Raw genomic sequence first — 15,279 nt, 5'->3', positions numbered from 1 at the left:
AAGAGCTCATGGGCCTCACCGCAGCGCGTGGTAGACGGAGTCGAGAATCAACGGCGCAAGCAGGGGCAACTTGCCGCCGAGGTTGTTGTCGGTGATCCGGGCATCGGCCTTGGACCCGAGAAACTTGATGAGCGCGTCCTTCTCGCCCGCCTGCATCGGCTGGAACACGAGCCGGTTCGCGAGCACATCGAGATACGTCCCGAGCGTCGCCGCCGGCTGCGCGACAAGACTGTCCGCCTTCGGGTTGTTCAGACCCTTCCACTGCTGCTGCACAAACGCGCGATGCGCGTTCCACGTCTCCAGCATGCCGGCGGCCGAGCTCCACGCCGTGGCCACGTCCGGATACCCGTCCGGCGGCCCCCAGCCCAGCGGCGGCTGCCCGAGCTTGTTGGTGAAGTTGTAGAGGTCATCGAGGGCCTTGGCGGTGTCCGAGCCCGGAGTGGTACCGACGACACGCCCCGTGGCGATGAAGTTCTCGAGCGGGCGGCGCGTCTTGAGGCCGGTCGCGATCCAGAACTCCAGCGACTGGAACAGCACCCTCAGGACCGGCACGATGGCCGAGCCGCTCTCCTGGTACGTCTTCGCCAGCCGATCCACCAGCCCCTGCGGCGGCGTGTCGCACACAAACCGCACACACAGCTTGCGCGCCACGTACCGCGCCGTCGACGGGTGTGTCGCCAGGTACAACAGGTAGGCGTCCCCGACCGCGAGCCCGTCCTTGGCGGACTTGTTGGCGTGCTGGAACCCCAGCACCTTCACCGCCCCGGTCCAGTGCTTGTTCCCGTCGTACTTGAACGTGCCGTCCCGCGTGGCGGTGCGCCCGGTCATGAGGTAGGCCGAGTTGCGCACGTCCTTCTCGTTGTACCCGCCGTCGATGCCGACGGTGTGCAGCTCGAGCAACTCCCGGCCGTAGTTCTCGTTGACGTTGCGCTTGTCCGAGGAGGTGTTGTCGAGGTACCGCATCATCGCCGGATCCCGGGCCGACGCGATGAGCATGTCGGAGAACTTGCCCAGCGCGTGCTTGCGGATCACGCCGGTGTCGTAGGGTCCGCGCACGTCCCAGCCGCCGTCGAACGGGCTCGTGACGTTGAGGTGGTTGTTCCAGAAGTCGACCATCACCTCGAGCAGCTGGCGGCTGCTCCACATCTGCCGCGCGATGACCGCCCGCGTGAGCTCCATCATCGGCTTGTTGTCGCCGTCCTTGACCGTCGAGCGGATCTCCGCCGTGGTCATGGTCGCGGTCGGCACGGCCTTGAGCGCGGCGTCGGCGACCGGGTCGTCGATCTTGTCCGGCTCCAGCTGCTGGTCGATCCAGGCGTCGATGCCGATCTGCTTGACCAGCGCCACGTCGCCCGGGGTCGGGCCGAAGGTGGCGCGGCGCAGCAGGTGCAGCACCGGGTCCCGGTTCAGCGGGGTCGGGAAGCGCGGCGTGGCCCGCATCGCGGCGACGGCCGCGGCCGACGGCGTGTCGGCGATGCCCGACGCGCCGAGGTCGTTCAGATCGCCCTGTCCGCTTGTGTAGCTCGCGTCGCGGTTGGAGAACGAGCCCGCGTCGCGGGGCGAGACGTTGCCGCCGCCGCTGCCGGTCTTGACGAAGTCGCCGGGGTCGGCGGGCGGCTGGCCGAACACGGCCGCGGCCCCGGTGCCGAGCGCCCCGAGCGCGATGGCGCCGCCGCCGAGCGCCATGAGCGCCTGGCGCCGGTTGCGGGTCAGCTCGTGCAGGGCGGGCCGTCCGGTGCGCATCCACGCGGGCGCGGGGCCCCCGGCCTTCCGCCTCGGCGCGTCGCCCGCCACCTGCTCGTCCTGCTTCTGCTGCAGGATCCGGGGCACCGGGAACTCGCCCGTGAAGTCGGAGAAGAACGCGCCCTTGACCTTCTTGGGCGCGTCGCCCGGCTCGTCGTCCGGGAAGAGCCGCTCTGGCACGTTAGCGAATCTAGTGAGCCGCTGATCGGGCCTCAAGCGGCGTGGCGCGAGGACGCCTCAACTTTGCCTTTCTTCTTGCTTAAGTGTGTCGCCTTTCCCGTGAATGAGGGCAAACCCGGCGTTCACTCAAAGTCATCTCTTCCGTACCGAGTGCTAGGGATGGTACGCATAAGTAACCGGACTATGGCAGGGGGTAGCGGTGCTGGTCGATGCTGCTCCCGCCGGGCGCCCCGCGGGGCCGCGCCTGGCGACCGTGCTGCTCCTGCCCCTGCTCGGCCTGCTGGCCGCCGCGGGCGTGGCCGCATACCTCTACACCGGGCCGAGCGGGCGGATGGACGACCCGCGCGCGGCCGTCACCGCCGGCGTGGCCGCCGACCGAGCCGCGACCGAGCTGTCCAAGGAGCGCCTGGCCGCGCTGAGCCTGCTGCTCACCGGCTCCGACCAGGCCCGCGCCGCGTACAACGCGCAGGTCGCGGCCACCGACGCCGCGCTGCCGGCCGGGCCCGACGCCGCGCTGCCGGCCAGGCCCGACGGGCTCGCGGACCTGCGCGCCCGGGTGGCCGTGGCATCGCAGGAGGTCGCGGCGGGCGACTTTCTCATGCAGTACACCCAAATGATCAGCGAGTTCGTGGCGCTCCGGCAGGATCTGCCGCACGCGGCCGCCCCGGCGCCCGTGCACGCCGCGATGCGCGCTTCTGGCTGGCTCGCCGTCGCCCGCGAACAACTCGCGCAGATTCAGCTGCTCGAACGCCGCGGCGCCGACACCCAGGCCTGGCACGAGAACCTCGCCGCGCACCGGGCCGCCCACCTCGACGCCCTGCGCCGCTTCGCCGAGACCGCCCCCGCGGCCTGGCGCGACCGCCTCGCCCACGTGCCGAACGGCCTGGCCGGCGACCCGCAGCCGGCACTGGACGCGCTCACGGACCTGACCGCGTACGCGGGCGCCGACGAGTCCCGCCTCGCCGGCTCTGCACGCAACGAGCAGAACCGGACGCTCATCCTTGGCCTCGCCGCGGTGCTCGCGGTCGCGGCCGGCTCGATCGCACTGGCCGTTCGCGCAGCCCGGGCCGCCCGCACGCCCCGCCCGCGATCGTCGCCGCCGCTCGATCCCGAGGAGTTCCAGGTCGTACGGCAGGAGGCCGCCCGGGCCGTGGCGGAACAGGCTGCCCTGCGCGCCGGCACCTCCGCCGCGGTCATCGGCCTGGCCCGGCGCAGTCAGCGGCTCGCCGACGAGCTCGTGCACCATCTCGACGCGGCCGAGCGCGACGAGGCCGACCCGGACCGCCTGGGCCAGCTCTTCGCCCTGGACCACCTGGCCACGCGAATCCGCCACGACAACCAGCGCCTGCTCGTGCTCGCCGGCGCCGACACCGGCGTGGGCCGCCGCGACCCGGTGAGCCTGCTGAACCTGCTGCGCGCCGCCCAGTCGCGGATCGAGGACTACCCACGCATCGAGTACTCGATGATCGCCCCCGACGTCCACGTGGCCCCCGACGCCGTCGACGACGTCGTGCACGTGCTCGCCGAGCTGTTCGACAACGCCACCCGCTACGGCCCGCCCGACCGCCCGGTGCTGGTCGAGGGCCGCCGCGAGGGCGCCGGCGCCGTCGTGGAGGTCGCCGACCGCGGCCCCGGCCTCGACCGGCAGCGCCTCGCCGAGCTCAACGCGCGCCTCGCCGATCCGCCCCCGCTGGACGCCGCCGAGGCCCACCGCACCGGCCTCGCGGTCGCCGCCCGCCTGGCCGCCCGCCACGGCCTCACCGTCACGCTGCGCCCGCCCCCATCCGGACACGGTTTGCGCGCGATCGTGCAACTCCCCGCCACGCTGGTCCTGGACGCGCCCGCCCCGGCCGCCGGCCCGCCCGTCGCGCGCCGGCTCCCGCCGCGACCGTTCGAGCGCGGACAGGTGCTTCCCGGCGGCGAGCCCGTGGACGTACCGCACCCGCGCTCGACCCTCGTCCCCGTCGTACCCGGTCCCGTGCACACCCCGGACGGCCCTACGGTGGACCTCGAACCCGCCGCCGCCAAGGAACTCATGACCGGCTACCAGCACGCGACCACGGAAGGACGATCTTCGGCATGACACCGACCACGGGGCTGGACTGGCTGCTGAGCGGCTTCACGCAACGCGTCACCGGCGTGCGCCACACCGTCGCCGTGTCGGGCGACGGCCTGCTCGTCGCGGCGTCGAACGAGCTGCCGCCGGAGCGCGCCGACCAGCTGGCCGCCATGGTCGCGGGCGTCGTCTCCCTGGCGCAGGGCCTGTCCGCCTGCACCGAGGCCGGCCCGGTTGTGCGAACGATCGTCGAAATGGGTCGGAGCCTGCTCTTCGTCATGGCCCTCGGCGAGGGCGACACGCTGGCGAGCCTGGCCGCGATGGTCCAGCCCGGCTGCGACGTGGGGCAGGTCGCCTTCGAGATGTCCGGCCTGGTAGACCAGGTCGGCGCGGCCCTGACACCGTCGACTCGCTGAGCCCCGCGCCCCGGTTCGGCCCAGCACTCGTTTCGCAGTTTTATTGCGCCACTTGTACCGTGCGGTCAGCGCCGCCCCTTTGCTCATTCGACTGCACGTTCCGTCCTCGCACCGGTCCGCCGCGCCTTTACCAGTCCTCTCGAGCCCTCTTCCTTATCCGCTCGAGCCCTGTCGGCGCGCCCATCCGCTCGAGCCCTGCCGGCGCGCCCATCCGCTCACGCCTATCCGGCCCGGGTCGGTCCTGCTCACGTCGATCCTGCTCACGTTTCTGCACTCGTGTCTCCGGCGGCCGTCGTTTCCCGCGCTCCTTGTCTTTGGCGCAGACGAACACCGCCGAATGCACGAAGCTGTTCGAGCCGAGCACAACAGCACCCGACTCGAACAGCCACCAGTGATCAGCTCAGCCCTATCTCATGGTCCTTGTTGATGTTCCGGTCATCGCGCAGCGGCACATAGGGCTCCTCCGCCGGCTCCATCCCCGCCTCGATCGCCCGCTCCCGCTCCAGCTCCGCGTCGAACTCGGCACCGAGCAGGATGGCGATGTTCGAGATCCAGAGCCACACGAGGAAGGCGATGATGCCGCCCAGGGTGCCATACGTCTTGTTGTACGACCCGAAGTTCGACACGTAGATCGCGAACCCGCCTGAGGCGACCAGCCAGATGAAGACGGCCAGCGCACCGCCCGGCGTGATCCAGCGGAAGCCGTGGTGGCGGGCGTTCGGCGAGGCCCAGTACAGGATGGCCAGGATCAGCATCACCACCAGGAGCAGCGCGGGCCACTTGACGATGTCGAAGATCTGCACCGACTCCTTCGACAGCCCGACCCAGCCGCCCGCCTCCTCGGCGAAGCGCCCGGTGAACACCACGCTCAGCGCGGCGAGCGCGATGAGCATGCCGACCCCGACGGTGATACCGAGGCGGATGGGCAGCACCTTCCAGATGGGCCGGCCCTCGGGTACGTCATAGATGGCGTTCGCCGCGCGCATGAACGCGCCGACATACCCCGACGCCGTCCACAATGCACCGAACAGACCGACGATCGCGAACAGCCCAGCCACGTGCGAGCCCCGCTTCAGCTCGCTGATCGCGTCGGTCATCGGCCCGGCGATCGAGCCGGGGAACAGATGCTGCACGTTCTGGAGCACGGCCGACTGTGTCGTGTCCGTCAGCAGCAGCCCGGAAAGCGACAGGAGCACCAGAATGCCCGGGAAAATGGACAGCACACCGTAATACGTGAGCGCGGCGGCCCAATCGCTCAGGTTATCGTTGTTGAACTCTTTGATTGTCCGTTTGAGCACTTCGAACCACGAGCGCTTACTGAGCTCGGTGGGACGGTCGGGACCACCCGACACAGGGTCGTCAGCAGTAGATTCGTCGTCAGCCATCGAGCGCCACCTCCAGGGTCCCTATGCCCCCACAGCCCTGCCCGTTAACGTTCAACCGAGCCCCTTCCGCCCCCGATGAGCGTCGTTTGCGCCCTGTCGCCCGATTCGGCGCCACGGCTCGCCCCCGGCCTATGTAAGCGCGAGCGAACCACAGAGCCGCAATGGCATCCCGTCGCCCGCGGGCTCACCCTCGTCCGGGGGACACCGCCGTCGGCGACGCGGACACCCGACCCAGGCGGCCGAGGCAGCTCACCATGACGATCCGGCCCGGCCCGCCAACACCATGACGCCGCGCACCTTGCCTGATGACGTTGCGCCTTCGATGGCCGAACGCGATTCGCCGAGCCCCGATCAGCGTGTCGCGAAGTCGTGGCCCGCCCGTTCGCGCACGCCGCCCCCGCTGACAACCACAAACACGTGGCTTCTGCGTCTCTGCGGGACGTGGTGGTGCGCGGGGTGGGGCTTCTGCGTCTCTGCGGGACGTGGTGGTGCGCGGGGTGGGGCTTCTGCGTCTCTGCGGGACGTGGTGGTGCGCGGGGTGGGGCTTCTGCGTCTCTGCGGGACGTGGTGGTGCGCGGGGTGGGGCTTCTGCGTCTCTGCGGGACGTGGTGGTGCGCGGGGTGGGGCTTCTGCGTCTCTGCGGGACGTGGTGGTGCGCGGGGTGGGGCTTCTGCGTCTCTGCGGGACGTGGTGGTGCGCGGAGTGGGGCTTCTGCGTCTCTGCGGGACGCGATGGTGCGCGGATCGGGCCCCGCAGTCCGCTCGGCCTTCGCTGGAATCGCACCAGCGTGTGCCCGCCACGCAGCCCGCACTGGCGTGTGCCAGCGTCACCAGAGCCGCCGGTCAAGCCTCGGGTGCAACCCTTCCAGCCCTGATGAGCGCACTCTGCACGGTGTCCACCAGCTCGGTGGCCCGGAACGGCTTGGCAATCACCGACGCGTCCTCCCCGAGCTCGATGACGGCGGCATCGAAATACGGCAGCCCGGACATGTACATGATGAGCGCATCAGGACTGCTGCCCCGCACGGCCTCGGCCACCTGAACCCCGGAGCCGTCATTGAGCTTCAGATCCGTGATGGCCAGGTCAATGCCCTTGGGATACTCGGCCAGCACCCGCTCGGCCCCGGCCAGCCCGGACGCGGTGAGCACCTCGGCTCCCGCCCGGGAAAGCACTCTGCGCACGATCTCGCACAGATCCGGCTCGTCGTCGACGACCAGGATGCGCAGGTGCTCGAGCATGTCCTCACGATATGCCGCGTACCGCGCACAAGCGCGCGGTTCCCTGAACGGCACCGCCTGCTCATTCGCACATGAAGTACCGTCCGAGCGGTCAACCCGCCAAACACGCGCGCCCGGCCTCGACACGAACAGGACCGGCTGCTCGTTCGCTCATTGCCTGCGGCCTCTCGCGGCCGCGCCATCCACGCCCGGCGTGCGGTTCCACGCGAGAACCGGGCCGGCTGCTTCTTCGCTCATCGCCCGCAGCTCGAACTCCACCACTACTCGCATCCGGCGCACGATCCCATGCGGACAGGACCGGCCGCTCGTTCGCTCATCACGCGCCGCTCCGACCGGCCCGGCGGTCTCCGCCAACAGCGCCTGGCTGTCTCCGCCAACAGGGCGCCGGCCGCCTCTGTCAACAGGCGTCAGCCGTCTCCGTCAACAAGGGCCTGGCCGACTCCGTCAATGAGACCCGGCCGTCCACGTCAACGAGCGGCCGGCTGCGCCGACTGCTAGCGTGCGGTTCCATGAACGGCGGCGGACGCTCATTCGCCGATCTCGTACGGTTCGAGCGGCCGCCCCCGCCCACGCCGGCGAGTCGGCGCCTGCGCCGGCTGCTGCTGCTCACCGCCATCGCGACCGTCGCCGTGGACGTGATCAACCTGCAGTACTCGGCGGAAGCCGGCTTCGGTCTCGGCGTACGCACATTCTGGGCGGTTCTGCGCGCAATCGGCTTCCTGTTCCTGATGCGCGAGGTGCGGTACGGCCGCCTGACCGCCCGCCCGCTCGGCCTGATCCTGGCCGTGACCACGGTGTTCGCCTCGGCGCGGCTGGTCCAGCCGAAGGAGGGCGACTTCCTGCCGCGGCTGCCGGTCGTGGCCGGCCTCGTCGTCGTCGTGGCGCTGTGCTCGGTCGTGGTGTGGCAGCTGTTCCGCTCGCCCGCGATCGACGAGCACCTGACCAGGCGCAAGCCGCGCCGCGTGGTGCCCCCATGGGTGTTGACCGCGCGCGTGGCCGCGCTGTCCTACTCCGCGCTCATGTTCGTTCCGTGCGCGGTCGCGCTCGGAACGCTGTTCGACACCCCGCGCCTGCGCCCGGAGATCTCGGTACCGCTGGTGGTGTCCTGGTTCGTGCTGGGCCTGGTGATCGGCCTGGTGGCGGGCATCATCAGCTTCGTGACCCTCTTCGGCCACGGTTGGGCCCGGCTGCTCCTTGCCCTGATTTCCGCATTCGTACTACTAGTGCAGCCCACGCTCTGCTACCTCCTCCTAGGCGTGGACGGCCTGATCCGCGACGGCACCCCGATGGTGATCGCGGCCCTGGTCTGTCTCTACGGCCTGGCCAGATCGCGCGTATCACCCTCGGCGTAGAATTTGATCTTGGATTCGATCAGCTCGAGGTCGGTCTGCAGAGCGGCGATCCGGTCGAGCACCTGCTGCCGATGCTCCTCCAGCAACACCCGCCGCGAGTCGAACGTGTCCGGCCCGACACGGCACAGCTCCGCATACCGCCGCATCTCCGCGATCGACATCCCAGTCGCCTTGAGCCGGGTGAGAATGCGCAGCATGCCGAGGTCGACGTCGGAATATCGGCGGTGCCCGTTCGTGCCGCGATCGGGCGGATCGAGCAGTCCCGCGCGCTCGTAGTACCGCAGCGTATGTGCACTCAATCCTGTGCGTTCGGACACTTCGGCGATCGTGTAACCCGGCTCCACAATTCCCAGTCTATTTGACTTAGAGCGCGCTCTAAGGGGGAACGTTGGTGGCATGCAAACGCGAAACCTCGGTGCACTGACCACGTCCGCGCTCGGCCTCGGCTGCATGGGGATGAGCGAGTTCTACGGGCCCGGCGACGACGCAGAGTCCATCGCCACCATCCACCGCGCGCTCGACCTCGGCGTGTCGCTGCTCGACACGGCCGACATGTACGGTCCGTTCACGAACGAACAGCTCGTCGGGCGCGCCATCGCCGGTCGGCGGGACGAGGTCGTGCTCGCCACCAAGTTCGGCATCCAGCGCGAGGGCGGGACGCGGCGCATCAACGGCAGCCCGGAGTACATCCGGCGGGCCGTCGACGCATCCCTGCAGCGCCTCGGCGTGGACCACATCGACCTGTACTACCAGCACCGCGTCGACCCGAGCGTGCCCGTCGAGGAGACGTGGGGCGCGCTGGCCGAGGCGGTCTCCGCGGGCAAGGTGCGCCACCTGGGCATCTCGGAAGCGTCACCGGAGAGTGTCCGCCGCGCGCACGCCGTGCACCCGATCACGGCCGGACAGTACGAGTACTCCCTCTGGAGCCGCGACCCCGAGGACGCGATCATCCCGCTGTTCCGCGAGCTCGGCATCGGCCTGGTCGCCTACAGCCCACTCGGCCGCGGCTTCCTCAGCGGCGAGATCACCAGCCCGGACCAGTTCGGCGCGGACGACTTCCGCGCGACCAACCCGCGCTTCCAGGGCGAGAACTTCCAGAAGAACATCGACCTCGTCGCCGAGGTCAAGCAGATGGCGGAGGCCAAGGGCGCGACCCCGGCCCAACTCGCCCTCGCCTGGGTGCTGGCCCAGGGCAACGACGTCGTGCCGATCCCGGGCACCAAGCGTCGTTCGTACCTCGAGCAGAACGTGGCCGCCCTGGACGTCCAGCTCACCGCCGACGACCTGGCGGCCATCGAGAAACTCTCCATCGGCCGCGACGTGGCGGGGGACCGGTACGCGGAGATGGGCTCGCTCAACAAGTGACACCCCGGCATGCGCGCTCGTACAACGACGGGCGCGCATGCCGGCCGGTCACACGCCATGCCGAGCCCGGCGTCGCCGCTGGGGGCCGGCTGTGCGTTTCCGGGCCGGCAACTCACCCGATGCGCGGCGTGAGCCGTTCCTCAGCCGTTCGCTCAACAAGCGACACCAGGGCCGCGCGCTCGGTCGGCATTGACCTCGATGAGACCGTCCAGGCCCGGCCGCGCGTTCACGGCACACGACTGCTGAGCGAGCGGCGTGACCCGTTCCCTTGACCGTTCGCTCAACAGGCGACGCACAAAATCCTTGGATATGCCCACCCGAAGTGCTGGCGCGGACCGGCATCGTCCCTTTACGCTCTTGCACGTGACCGCGCGAATGAACAGCTGGTGGCCCGCCTGACGAGGCGGCCCACTCCCGCGTGACACTTTCGCGGCCGCCCACGAGGCGGCCGTTTTTGCTTTCCCGGAAGAGCCGGGTGCCGCCTCCGCAGGTGGCCACCCGAGCCTGAAGGGAACGCCATGCCGCTCGACCCGAACGCACCGCACAACCCAGCCGAGTCGCTCGACCCCGTCGCGCAGTCCGCGCAGTCGTCGGGCGAGACCCCACCAGACACCGCGCCGCTCGAACCGGCCACACCACTCGATCAGAACGCGCGGCGCGCGCAGGCATTCGATCAGCCCGCCTCGTTCGATCAGCGCCGTTTGTCCGATGAAGCCGCCTCATTCGATCAGTCCGCGTCGTTCGCTGGCCTGCTCGACCCGGCAGCCCCGTTCGCCCTGCTCCGCCGCGAGGGCCGTGACGCCGTCGAAGTGCTCACCGGCCCGATTTCGACCGTGGACACCCTTGCCGACATCCCCGACGAGTGCCTTGCGCTCGTGCCGTTCCGTCAGGTCCGCGAGCGCGGCTTCGATTGCGTCGACGACGGCACGCCATTGTCCGTCCTGCGCATCGCCTCACGCCGCGAACTACCGGTTGCCGACCTCCTGGCGCATCTGCCCGACACGCCGATCGAGCTCGCGAACGCCGGCTTCGACGTCGGCGACGAGGAGTACGCGTCCATCGTGGACACGGTCCTGCGCGAGGAGATCGGCCGCGGCGAGGGCTCGAACTTCGTCATCCACCGCGTGTTCGAGGCCGACCTCCAGGGCGACCCGGCCGCGGCCGCCCTGACCGTATTCCGCCGGCTTCTGACGCGCGAACGTGGCGCTTACTGGACGTTTGTCGTGCACACCGGTGAGCGAACGCTCGTCGGCGCCACCCCCGAGCGCCACGTCAGCGTGGACGACGGACTCGTGATGATGAACCCGATCAGCGGCACCCTGCGCGGCGCCCCGTCCAAGCCCGCGGTGCTCGAGTTCCTCGCCGACCGCAAGGAGATCGACGAACTGTCGATGGTGCTCGACGAGGAGCTCAAGATGATGGCGACCGTCGCCGACCTCGGCGGCCAGGTCATCGGCCCGTACCTCAAGGAGATGACCCACCTCGTCCACACTGAGTACATGCTGGCGGGCCGCGGCTCCCGCGACGTGCGCGAGGTACTGCGCGAAACGATGTTCGCCCCGACCGTCGTCGGCAGCCCGATCGAGAACGCCTGCCGAGTGGTCGCACGCCACGAGCGCCGCGGCCGCGGGTACTACGGCGCGGTGCTGGCCCTGGTCGGCCGCGACGCGCAGGGCCGCCAGACGCTGGACGCGCCGATCCTCATCCGCACCGCCGACATCGACGCCGCCGGCCGCCTCCGCGTCCCGGTCGGAGCCACGCTGGTGCGCCACTCAACGCCGGACGGCGAGGTCCTGGAAACACACACCAAAGCAGCAGCCGTACTGCGAGCGCTAGGCCTCGGCCCCAACCACGCCCCCGCGCACACCGTCGCTGCCGCGACTTCCACGGCAGCGCCAACCGCACACGAGTTCGTGTCCATACGCACGGCAGACGCGCACACAACGAACAAGAACGACAGCGCGGAGGTGTCCGAGGCGCGGCTGGCCGCTGATCCCGAGGTACAGGCCGCGCTCGTCGCGCGCAACGCGACGCTCGCGCCGTTCTGGTTGCAGGCTCGCGACGGGCTCACCGCGGACCCGGCGCTCGCCGGCCGCCGCGCGCTCGTCGTCGACGCCGAGGACACGTTCACCGGCATGCTCGTGCACCAGCTGCGGGTGCTGGGGCTGTCGACGACGCTCGTGCGGTACGACTCCGAGATCTCGGTCGAAGAGTTCGACCTCGTGATCCCCGGACCGGGGCCGGGCGACCCGCGGCAGCTGGACGACTCGAAGATCGCGCGTATGCGGGGCATCGTGTCCGGGCTGCTCGACGCGGGCCGGCCCATGCTCGCGATCTGCCTGAGCCACCAGCTCACCGCCGGCCTGCTGGGCCTGCCGCTGCGGCGCAAGGCCTCGCCCTACCAGGGTATGCAGCGCGACATCGACCTGTTCGGCCGCCCTGCGAAGGTCGGGTTCTACTCGACGTTCGCGGCCACGCACGACCGCCCGGTGCTCGACACCGCGTACGGCCCGGTCGAGGTCGCCCGCGATCCCGCCAACGGTGACGTGCACGCACTGCGCGGCCGCAGCTTCGCGAGCCTGCAGTTCCACCCCGAGTCGGTGCTCAGCCAGGACGGCATCGGCCTGCTGCGCGAGCTGCTGTCGGTTCTGCTCGACGCGCCGGTGGGCACGTCACCGGAGTGAGCGTTCGCGCAACAGACGAAACGCACGCGTTTGCGCGGCGGCAGCTGCGCAAACGTGCGTTCCCCCAGCCGCTCGACCCGGCCGACCGTCCGATACGCTCGCCGCGCGAGCGGATTCGTCACCAGAGTGTCCGCGGACAGCGAGATGCGAGGAAACGGACAGCGAGGTGGGCGGAAAGCGACGTCGCGGACAGCGAGGCACCGGCGCGTGCTGTCCGCCACCTGCGCCCGCAACCCGTTCGAAGGGTGCGCGGAAAGGTGCGCGGCCAGCGAGCGGTGCACGGATCGCGACGTGCGCGAACAGCGAGAGGTGCACGGATCGCGACGTGCGCAGATCGCGACGTGCGCAGATCGCGACGTGCGCAGATCGCGACGTGCGCGGACAGCGAGAGGTGCACGGATAGCGTCGTGCACGGATCGCGACGTGCGCAGACAGTGAGGTGGGCGGACCGCGACGTGCGCCGCATTTCACGTACGCACCCCGCGAGCAGCAACACCCGACGCCGGTGAGCACGTCATCGGAGTGTTCGCCCCGCGAAAGGCGACAAGCGCACGTTCGAACAGCCGAGGCCGCACGAACGGCGCCGAACACGCCATAGAGCGACCAGCGACACGCACGTACGCACCGCGCGAACAGTCGCCCGTTCCGCCCACCGCCCCACGGGGTACCTCACCGGTGTGATCGTCCGCTTCGCCAGGCTCGTCGCGCGCTTCTTCCGGGGCCGCGACCTCAACCTGCACGCCGCCGCGATCACCTTCTACGCGGGGATCGCGGTGGTGCCGGTGGCGTTGCTGGTGCTGCGCCTGGCCGCCGCCGTCGCCGGCCCCGGCCGGGTGCGGCACCTGGCCGAACCGGTGATCGCGGCCATGCCCGAGCGCATGGCCGGGGGCGCGAACGTGCTGCTCGGCGCCGGATTGTCGATGAGCTGGTGGCTGACCCTGGTCGCGCTGGTCCCGGCCACGCTGTACGGCGAGGGCCTGCGCCGCGCCCTCGCGTCACTGTCCGGCGAGCCGGGCGGCGCGGCCGTCGGCTGGCGCGGACGCCTCCTGGTGCTCCCACTGCTCGCGTGCGGCCCGGTGCTCGTTCTCGCACTGCTCGCCGCGCTCAATTCGCCTGCGCGCCGCCTGCACGCGGGCGGCTGGACGGCGGTCTGGTCGGTGATCCTGAGCTTCCTGATCGTCTGGCTCGTGCTCAGCCCCGTGTTCATCCTGGTGTACCGCCTGATCGCACCCCTCCGCCCCGGCTGGGCGGTCACCGCGGCCGTCGGCTCGTTCACCGCCGCGAATGTCTCCGGATTCGCGCACGGTTTCGTGCTCTTCTGGACACTGCCACTGAATCTCGGCGCCCCGTTCGGCGGCCTCGACGCCGTTGGTGCAACGGTCGCTGTCGGTTTGTGGCTGTACCTCTTCCATATGCTCACGCTCGTCGGGTACGCCGCGACCGTTCAAGCACACCGTCTGCTGCTCTTGCGTTCCGCCGCACGGTCGACAATGCTTCCGAACTAATTTCACTTCTCTGTCGCGTTTGAGGAGCCGGCCTGTGGATGAGCTCTCCGCCAGCGTGAGCCCCGAGGCCGCCGCGCGCGACCGCCGTGCACGAATCGCCGTCGCCGGTGCGTACTTCGTGCAGGGTTTCTGCTTCGCCGGCCTGCTCACCCAGGTCGCGAGCCTGCAGAAACGGTTCGGCTTCGACGACACCCAGCTCTCCCTGGTGCTCCTGGCCGTGCCCGTCGTCGCCGGCGTCGGCAGCGTGGTCGCGGGCCTGCTCACCACGCGTTTCGGCAGCTCACCGGTGCTGCGCGCGGGCGGCCCCGGCGTGGCGCTGGCCATCACCGTGACAGGTTTCGCCGCCGAGCGTTGGCAGCTGTACCTCGCGCTGGCGTTCGTCGGCCTCATGCTCGGACTCGTCGACGCGACCATGAACATGCAGGGCGTGGGCGTGGAGCGCCGCTACGGCCGGCCCGTCCTCAACTCCTTCCACGCCGTCTGGAGCGCGGGCGCCATCCTGGGCGCGCTCGCGACGTCCGGAACTGCGCATCTGGGCTGGTCGATCGGTGCGTCCCTGGCCACGGTTGCCGTGGTCGGCGCGATCCTGGCCCTGATCGCGGGCCCCGGACAGCTCCGCAAGGCCGAGGAGGCGCAGGAGATACCGGCCGCAACGGTGGCCGCGGCGGAGGCGACGATCCCGTGGCGCCCGATCATCCTGATCGGCATCGCGATGATGCTCATGTTCATCGCCGACTCGGCCGTGTCCAACTGGAGTTCGGTCTTCATCGAGAAGGCCCTGCACGCGAGTACGGCGGTGGCCGCGCTCGGCCTCGCTGCCTACCAGGCGACGATGCTCGTCGGCCGCACCGCAGGCGACCGCATCGTGAGCCGCTTCAGCCCGACCATGGTGGTATCGGTCGGCGGCGTGGTCGGCGGCCTCGGCCTGATCCTGGTGGCCGCGTCGACGACACCAGCCCTGAGCATCGCGGGCTTCGCGGTGGTGGGCCTGGGTCTGTCCCTGGTCGTACCGCAGTCGTTCTCGGCGGCGGGTCGCCTGGACCCGGCCGGCACCGGCATCGCGATCGCGCGCGTCAACCTGTTCAACTATGTCGGTTTCGTGGTCGGCGCGGGCCTGATCGGCGCGGTGGCCGAGAGCCTGTCGCTGCGCTGGGCCTTCGTGGTGCCCGCGCTGCTGGCCGCGGGCATCGTGGTGCTGTCCCCGTCGTTCCGCACCCACGCCCCGGAATCGGCCGCGACCCCAGCGACGCCTGTAACCCCGGAAGCCGCGAGCTAACGCTCATTCGCGCACCCGGGCCCGCACGAGTCGCCAGCAACGCGCCGTCTCAACGCCGAGCCCCAAACCGACTTCCAGC

11 protein-coding genes are annotated in these 15,279 nt (G+C 70.3%); 7 read left to right on the top strand and 4 right to left on the bottom strand.

Features of this window, described 5'->3' with window-relative positions; translation table 11 throughout:
- Window positions 1-15: 15 nt before the first annotated feature.
- The gene (locus AC6JBM_RS33535; RefSeq protein ID WP_497978011.1) at window positions 16-1,923 is read right to left on the bottom strand and encodes a DUF1800 domain-containing protein; all 1,908 of its coding nucleotides are present in this window, start codon (window positions 1,921-1,923) and stop codon (window positions 16-18) included.
- A gap of 199 nt (window positions 1,924-2,122) precedes the next feature.
- Here AC6JBM_RS33535 and AC6JBM_RS33530 point away from each other — a divergent pair, with 199 nt between their 5' ends.
- Window positions 2,123-4,006, top strand: a complete 1,884-nt coding sequence (locus AC6JBM_RS33530; protein WP_497978010.1) for a sensor histidine kinase — start codon at window positions 2,123-2,125, stop codon at window positions 4,004-4,006.
- Entirely contained in the window at window positions 4,003-4,395 is a 393-nt protein-coding gene (locus tag AC6JBM_RS33525; protein WP_350615429.1) for a roadblock/LC7 domain-containing protein, read from the top strand. Before AC6JBM_RS33530 ends, AC6JBM_RS33525 begins: the two co-directional genes overlap by 4 nt.
- Window positions 4,396-4,790: 395 nt before the next feature.
- On the opposite strand, the gene AC6JBM_RS33520 is transcribed toward AC6JBM_RS33525, so the two are convergent.
- Together AC6JBM_RS33520 and AC6JBM_RS33515 are read right to left on the bottom strand one after the other, a co-directional pair.
- Window positions 4,791-5,780, bottom strand: coding sequence for a YihY/virulence factor BrkB family protein (locus AC6JBM_RS33520; RefSeq protein ID WP_497978009.1), 990 nt, complete (start codon window positions 5,778-5,780; stop codon window positions 4,791-4,793).
- Between the two features lie 842 nt (window positions 5,781-6,622).
- Window positions 6,623-7,018 (bottom strand): response regulator, encoded by a 396-nt coding sequence (locus AC6JBM_RS33515; RefSeq protein WP_497978008.1) that lies wholly within the window; start codon window positions 7,016-7,018, stop codon window positions 6,623-6,625.
- 509 nt (window positions 7,019-7,527) lie between these two features.
- Here AC6JBM_RS33515 and AC6JBM_RS33510 point away from each other — a divergent pair.
- Entirely contained in the window at window positions 7,528-8,370 is an 843-nt protein-coding gene (locus tag AC6JBM_RS33510; protein ID WP_497978007.1) for a hypothetical protein, read from the top strand.
- Here the strand turns inward: AC6JBM_RS33510 and AC6JBM_RS33505 are convergent.
- A complete protein-coding gene (locus tag AC6JBM_RS33505; RefSeq protein WP_497978006.1) occupies window positions 8,331-8,714 on the bottom strand; it encodes a MerR family transcriptional regulator in 384 nt (127 codons plus the stop codon). The two genes, AC6JBM_RS33510 and AC6JBM_RS33505, sit on opposite strands and share 40 nt — an antisense overlap.
- Before the next feature lie 52 nt (window positions 8,715-8,766).
- On the opposite strand from AC6JBM_RS33505, the gene AC6JBM_RS33500 reads away from it, so the two are divergent.
- The 4 genes from AC6JBM_RS33500 (at window position 8,767) to AC6JBM_RS33485 (ending at window position 15,200) form a co-directional block, all read left to right on the top strand.
- Window positions 8,767-9,735, top strand: coding sequence for an aldo/keto reductase (locus AC6JBM_RS33500; protein ID WP_497978005.1), 969 nt, complete (start codon window positions 8,767-8,769; stop codon window positions 9,733-9,735).
- Between the two features lie 701 nt (window positions 9,736-10,436).
- The gene (locus AC6JBM_RS33495) at window positions 10,437-12,419 is read left to right on the top strand and encodes an anthranilate synthase family protein (RefSeq protein WP_497978004.1); all 1,983 of its coding nucleotides are present in this window, start codon (window positions 10,437-10,439) and stop codon (window positions 12,417-12,419) included.
- A gap of 677 nt (window positions 12,420-13,096) precedes the next feature.
- Window positions 13,097-13,924 (top strand): YhjD/YihY/BrkB family envelope integrity protein, encoded by an 828-nt coding sequence (locus AC6JBM_RS33490; RefSeq protein ID WP_497978003.1) that lies wholly within the window; start codon window positions 13,097-13,099, stop codon window positions 13,922-13,924.
- Between the two features lie 34 nt (window positions 13,925-13,958).
- Entirely contained in the window at window positions 13,959-15,200 is a 1,242-nt protein-coding gene (locus AC6JBM_RS33485) for an MFS transporter (RefSeq protein ID WP_497978002.1), read from the top strand.
- The last annotated feature ends 79 nt before the right edge of the window (window positions 15,201-15,279 follow it).

It is taken from the genome of Dactylosporangium thailandense (genome assembly GCF_059739745.1).
Note: the sequence above shows the minus strand (reverse complement) of the source record. Positions and strands in the feature narration are given on the sequence as shown.

What these genes read in the sequence shown, in the direction of transcription:
- AC6JBM_RS33510 (WP_497978007.1), top strand. Translation starts at nt 7,528, where the DNA reads ATGAACGGCGGCGGACGCTCATTCGCCGATCTCGTACGGTTCGAGCGG.
- AC6JBM_RS33520 (WP_497978009.1), bottom strand. Translation starts at nt 5,780, where the DNA reads ATGGCTGACGACGAATCTACTGCTGACGACCCTGTGTCGGGTGGTCCC.
- AC6JBM_RS33515 (WP_497978008.1), bottom strand. Translation starts at nt 7,018, where the DNA reads ATGCTCGAGCACCTGCGCATCCTGGTCGTCGACGACGAGCCGGATCTG.
- AC6JBM_RS33500 (WP_497978005.1), top strand. Translation starts at nt 8,767, where the DNA reads ATGCAAACGCGAAACCTCGGTGCACTGACCACGTCCGCGCTCGGCCTC.
- AC6JBM_RS33525 (WP_350615429.1), top strand. Translation starts at nt 4,003, where the DNA reads ATGACACCGACCACGGGGCTGGACTGGCTGCTGAGCGGCTTCACGCAA.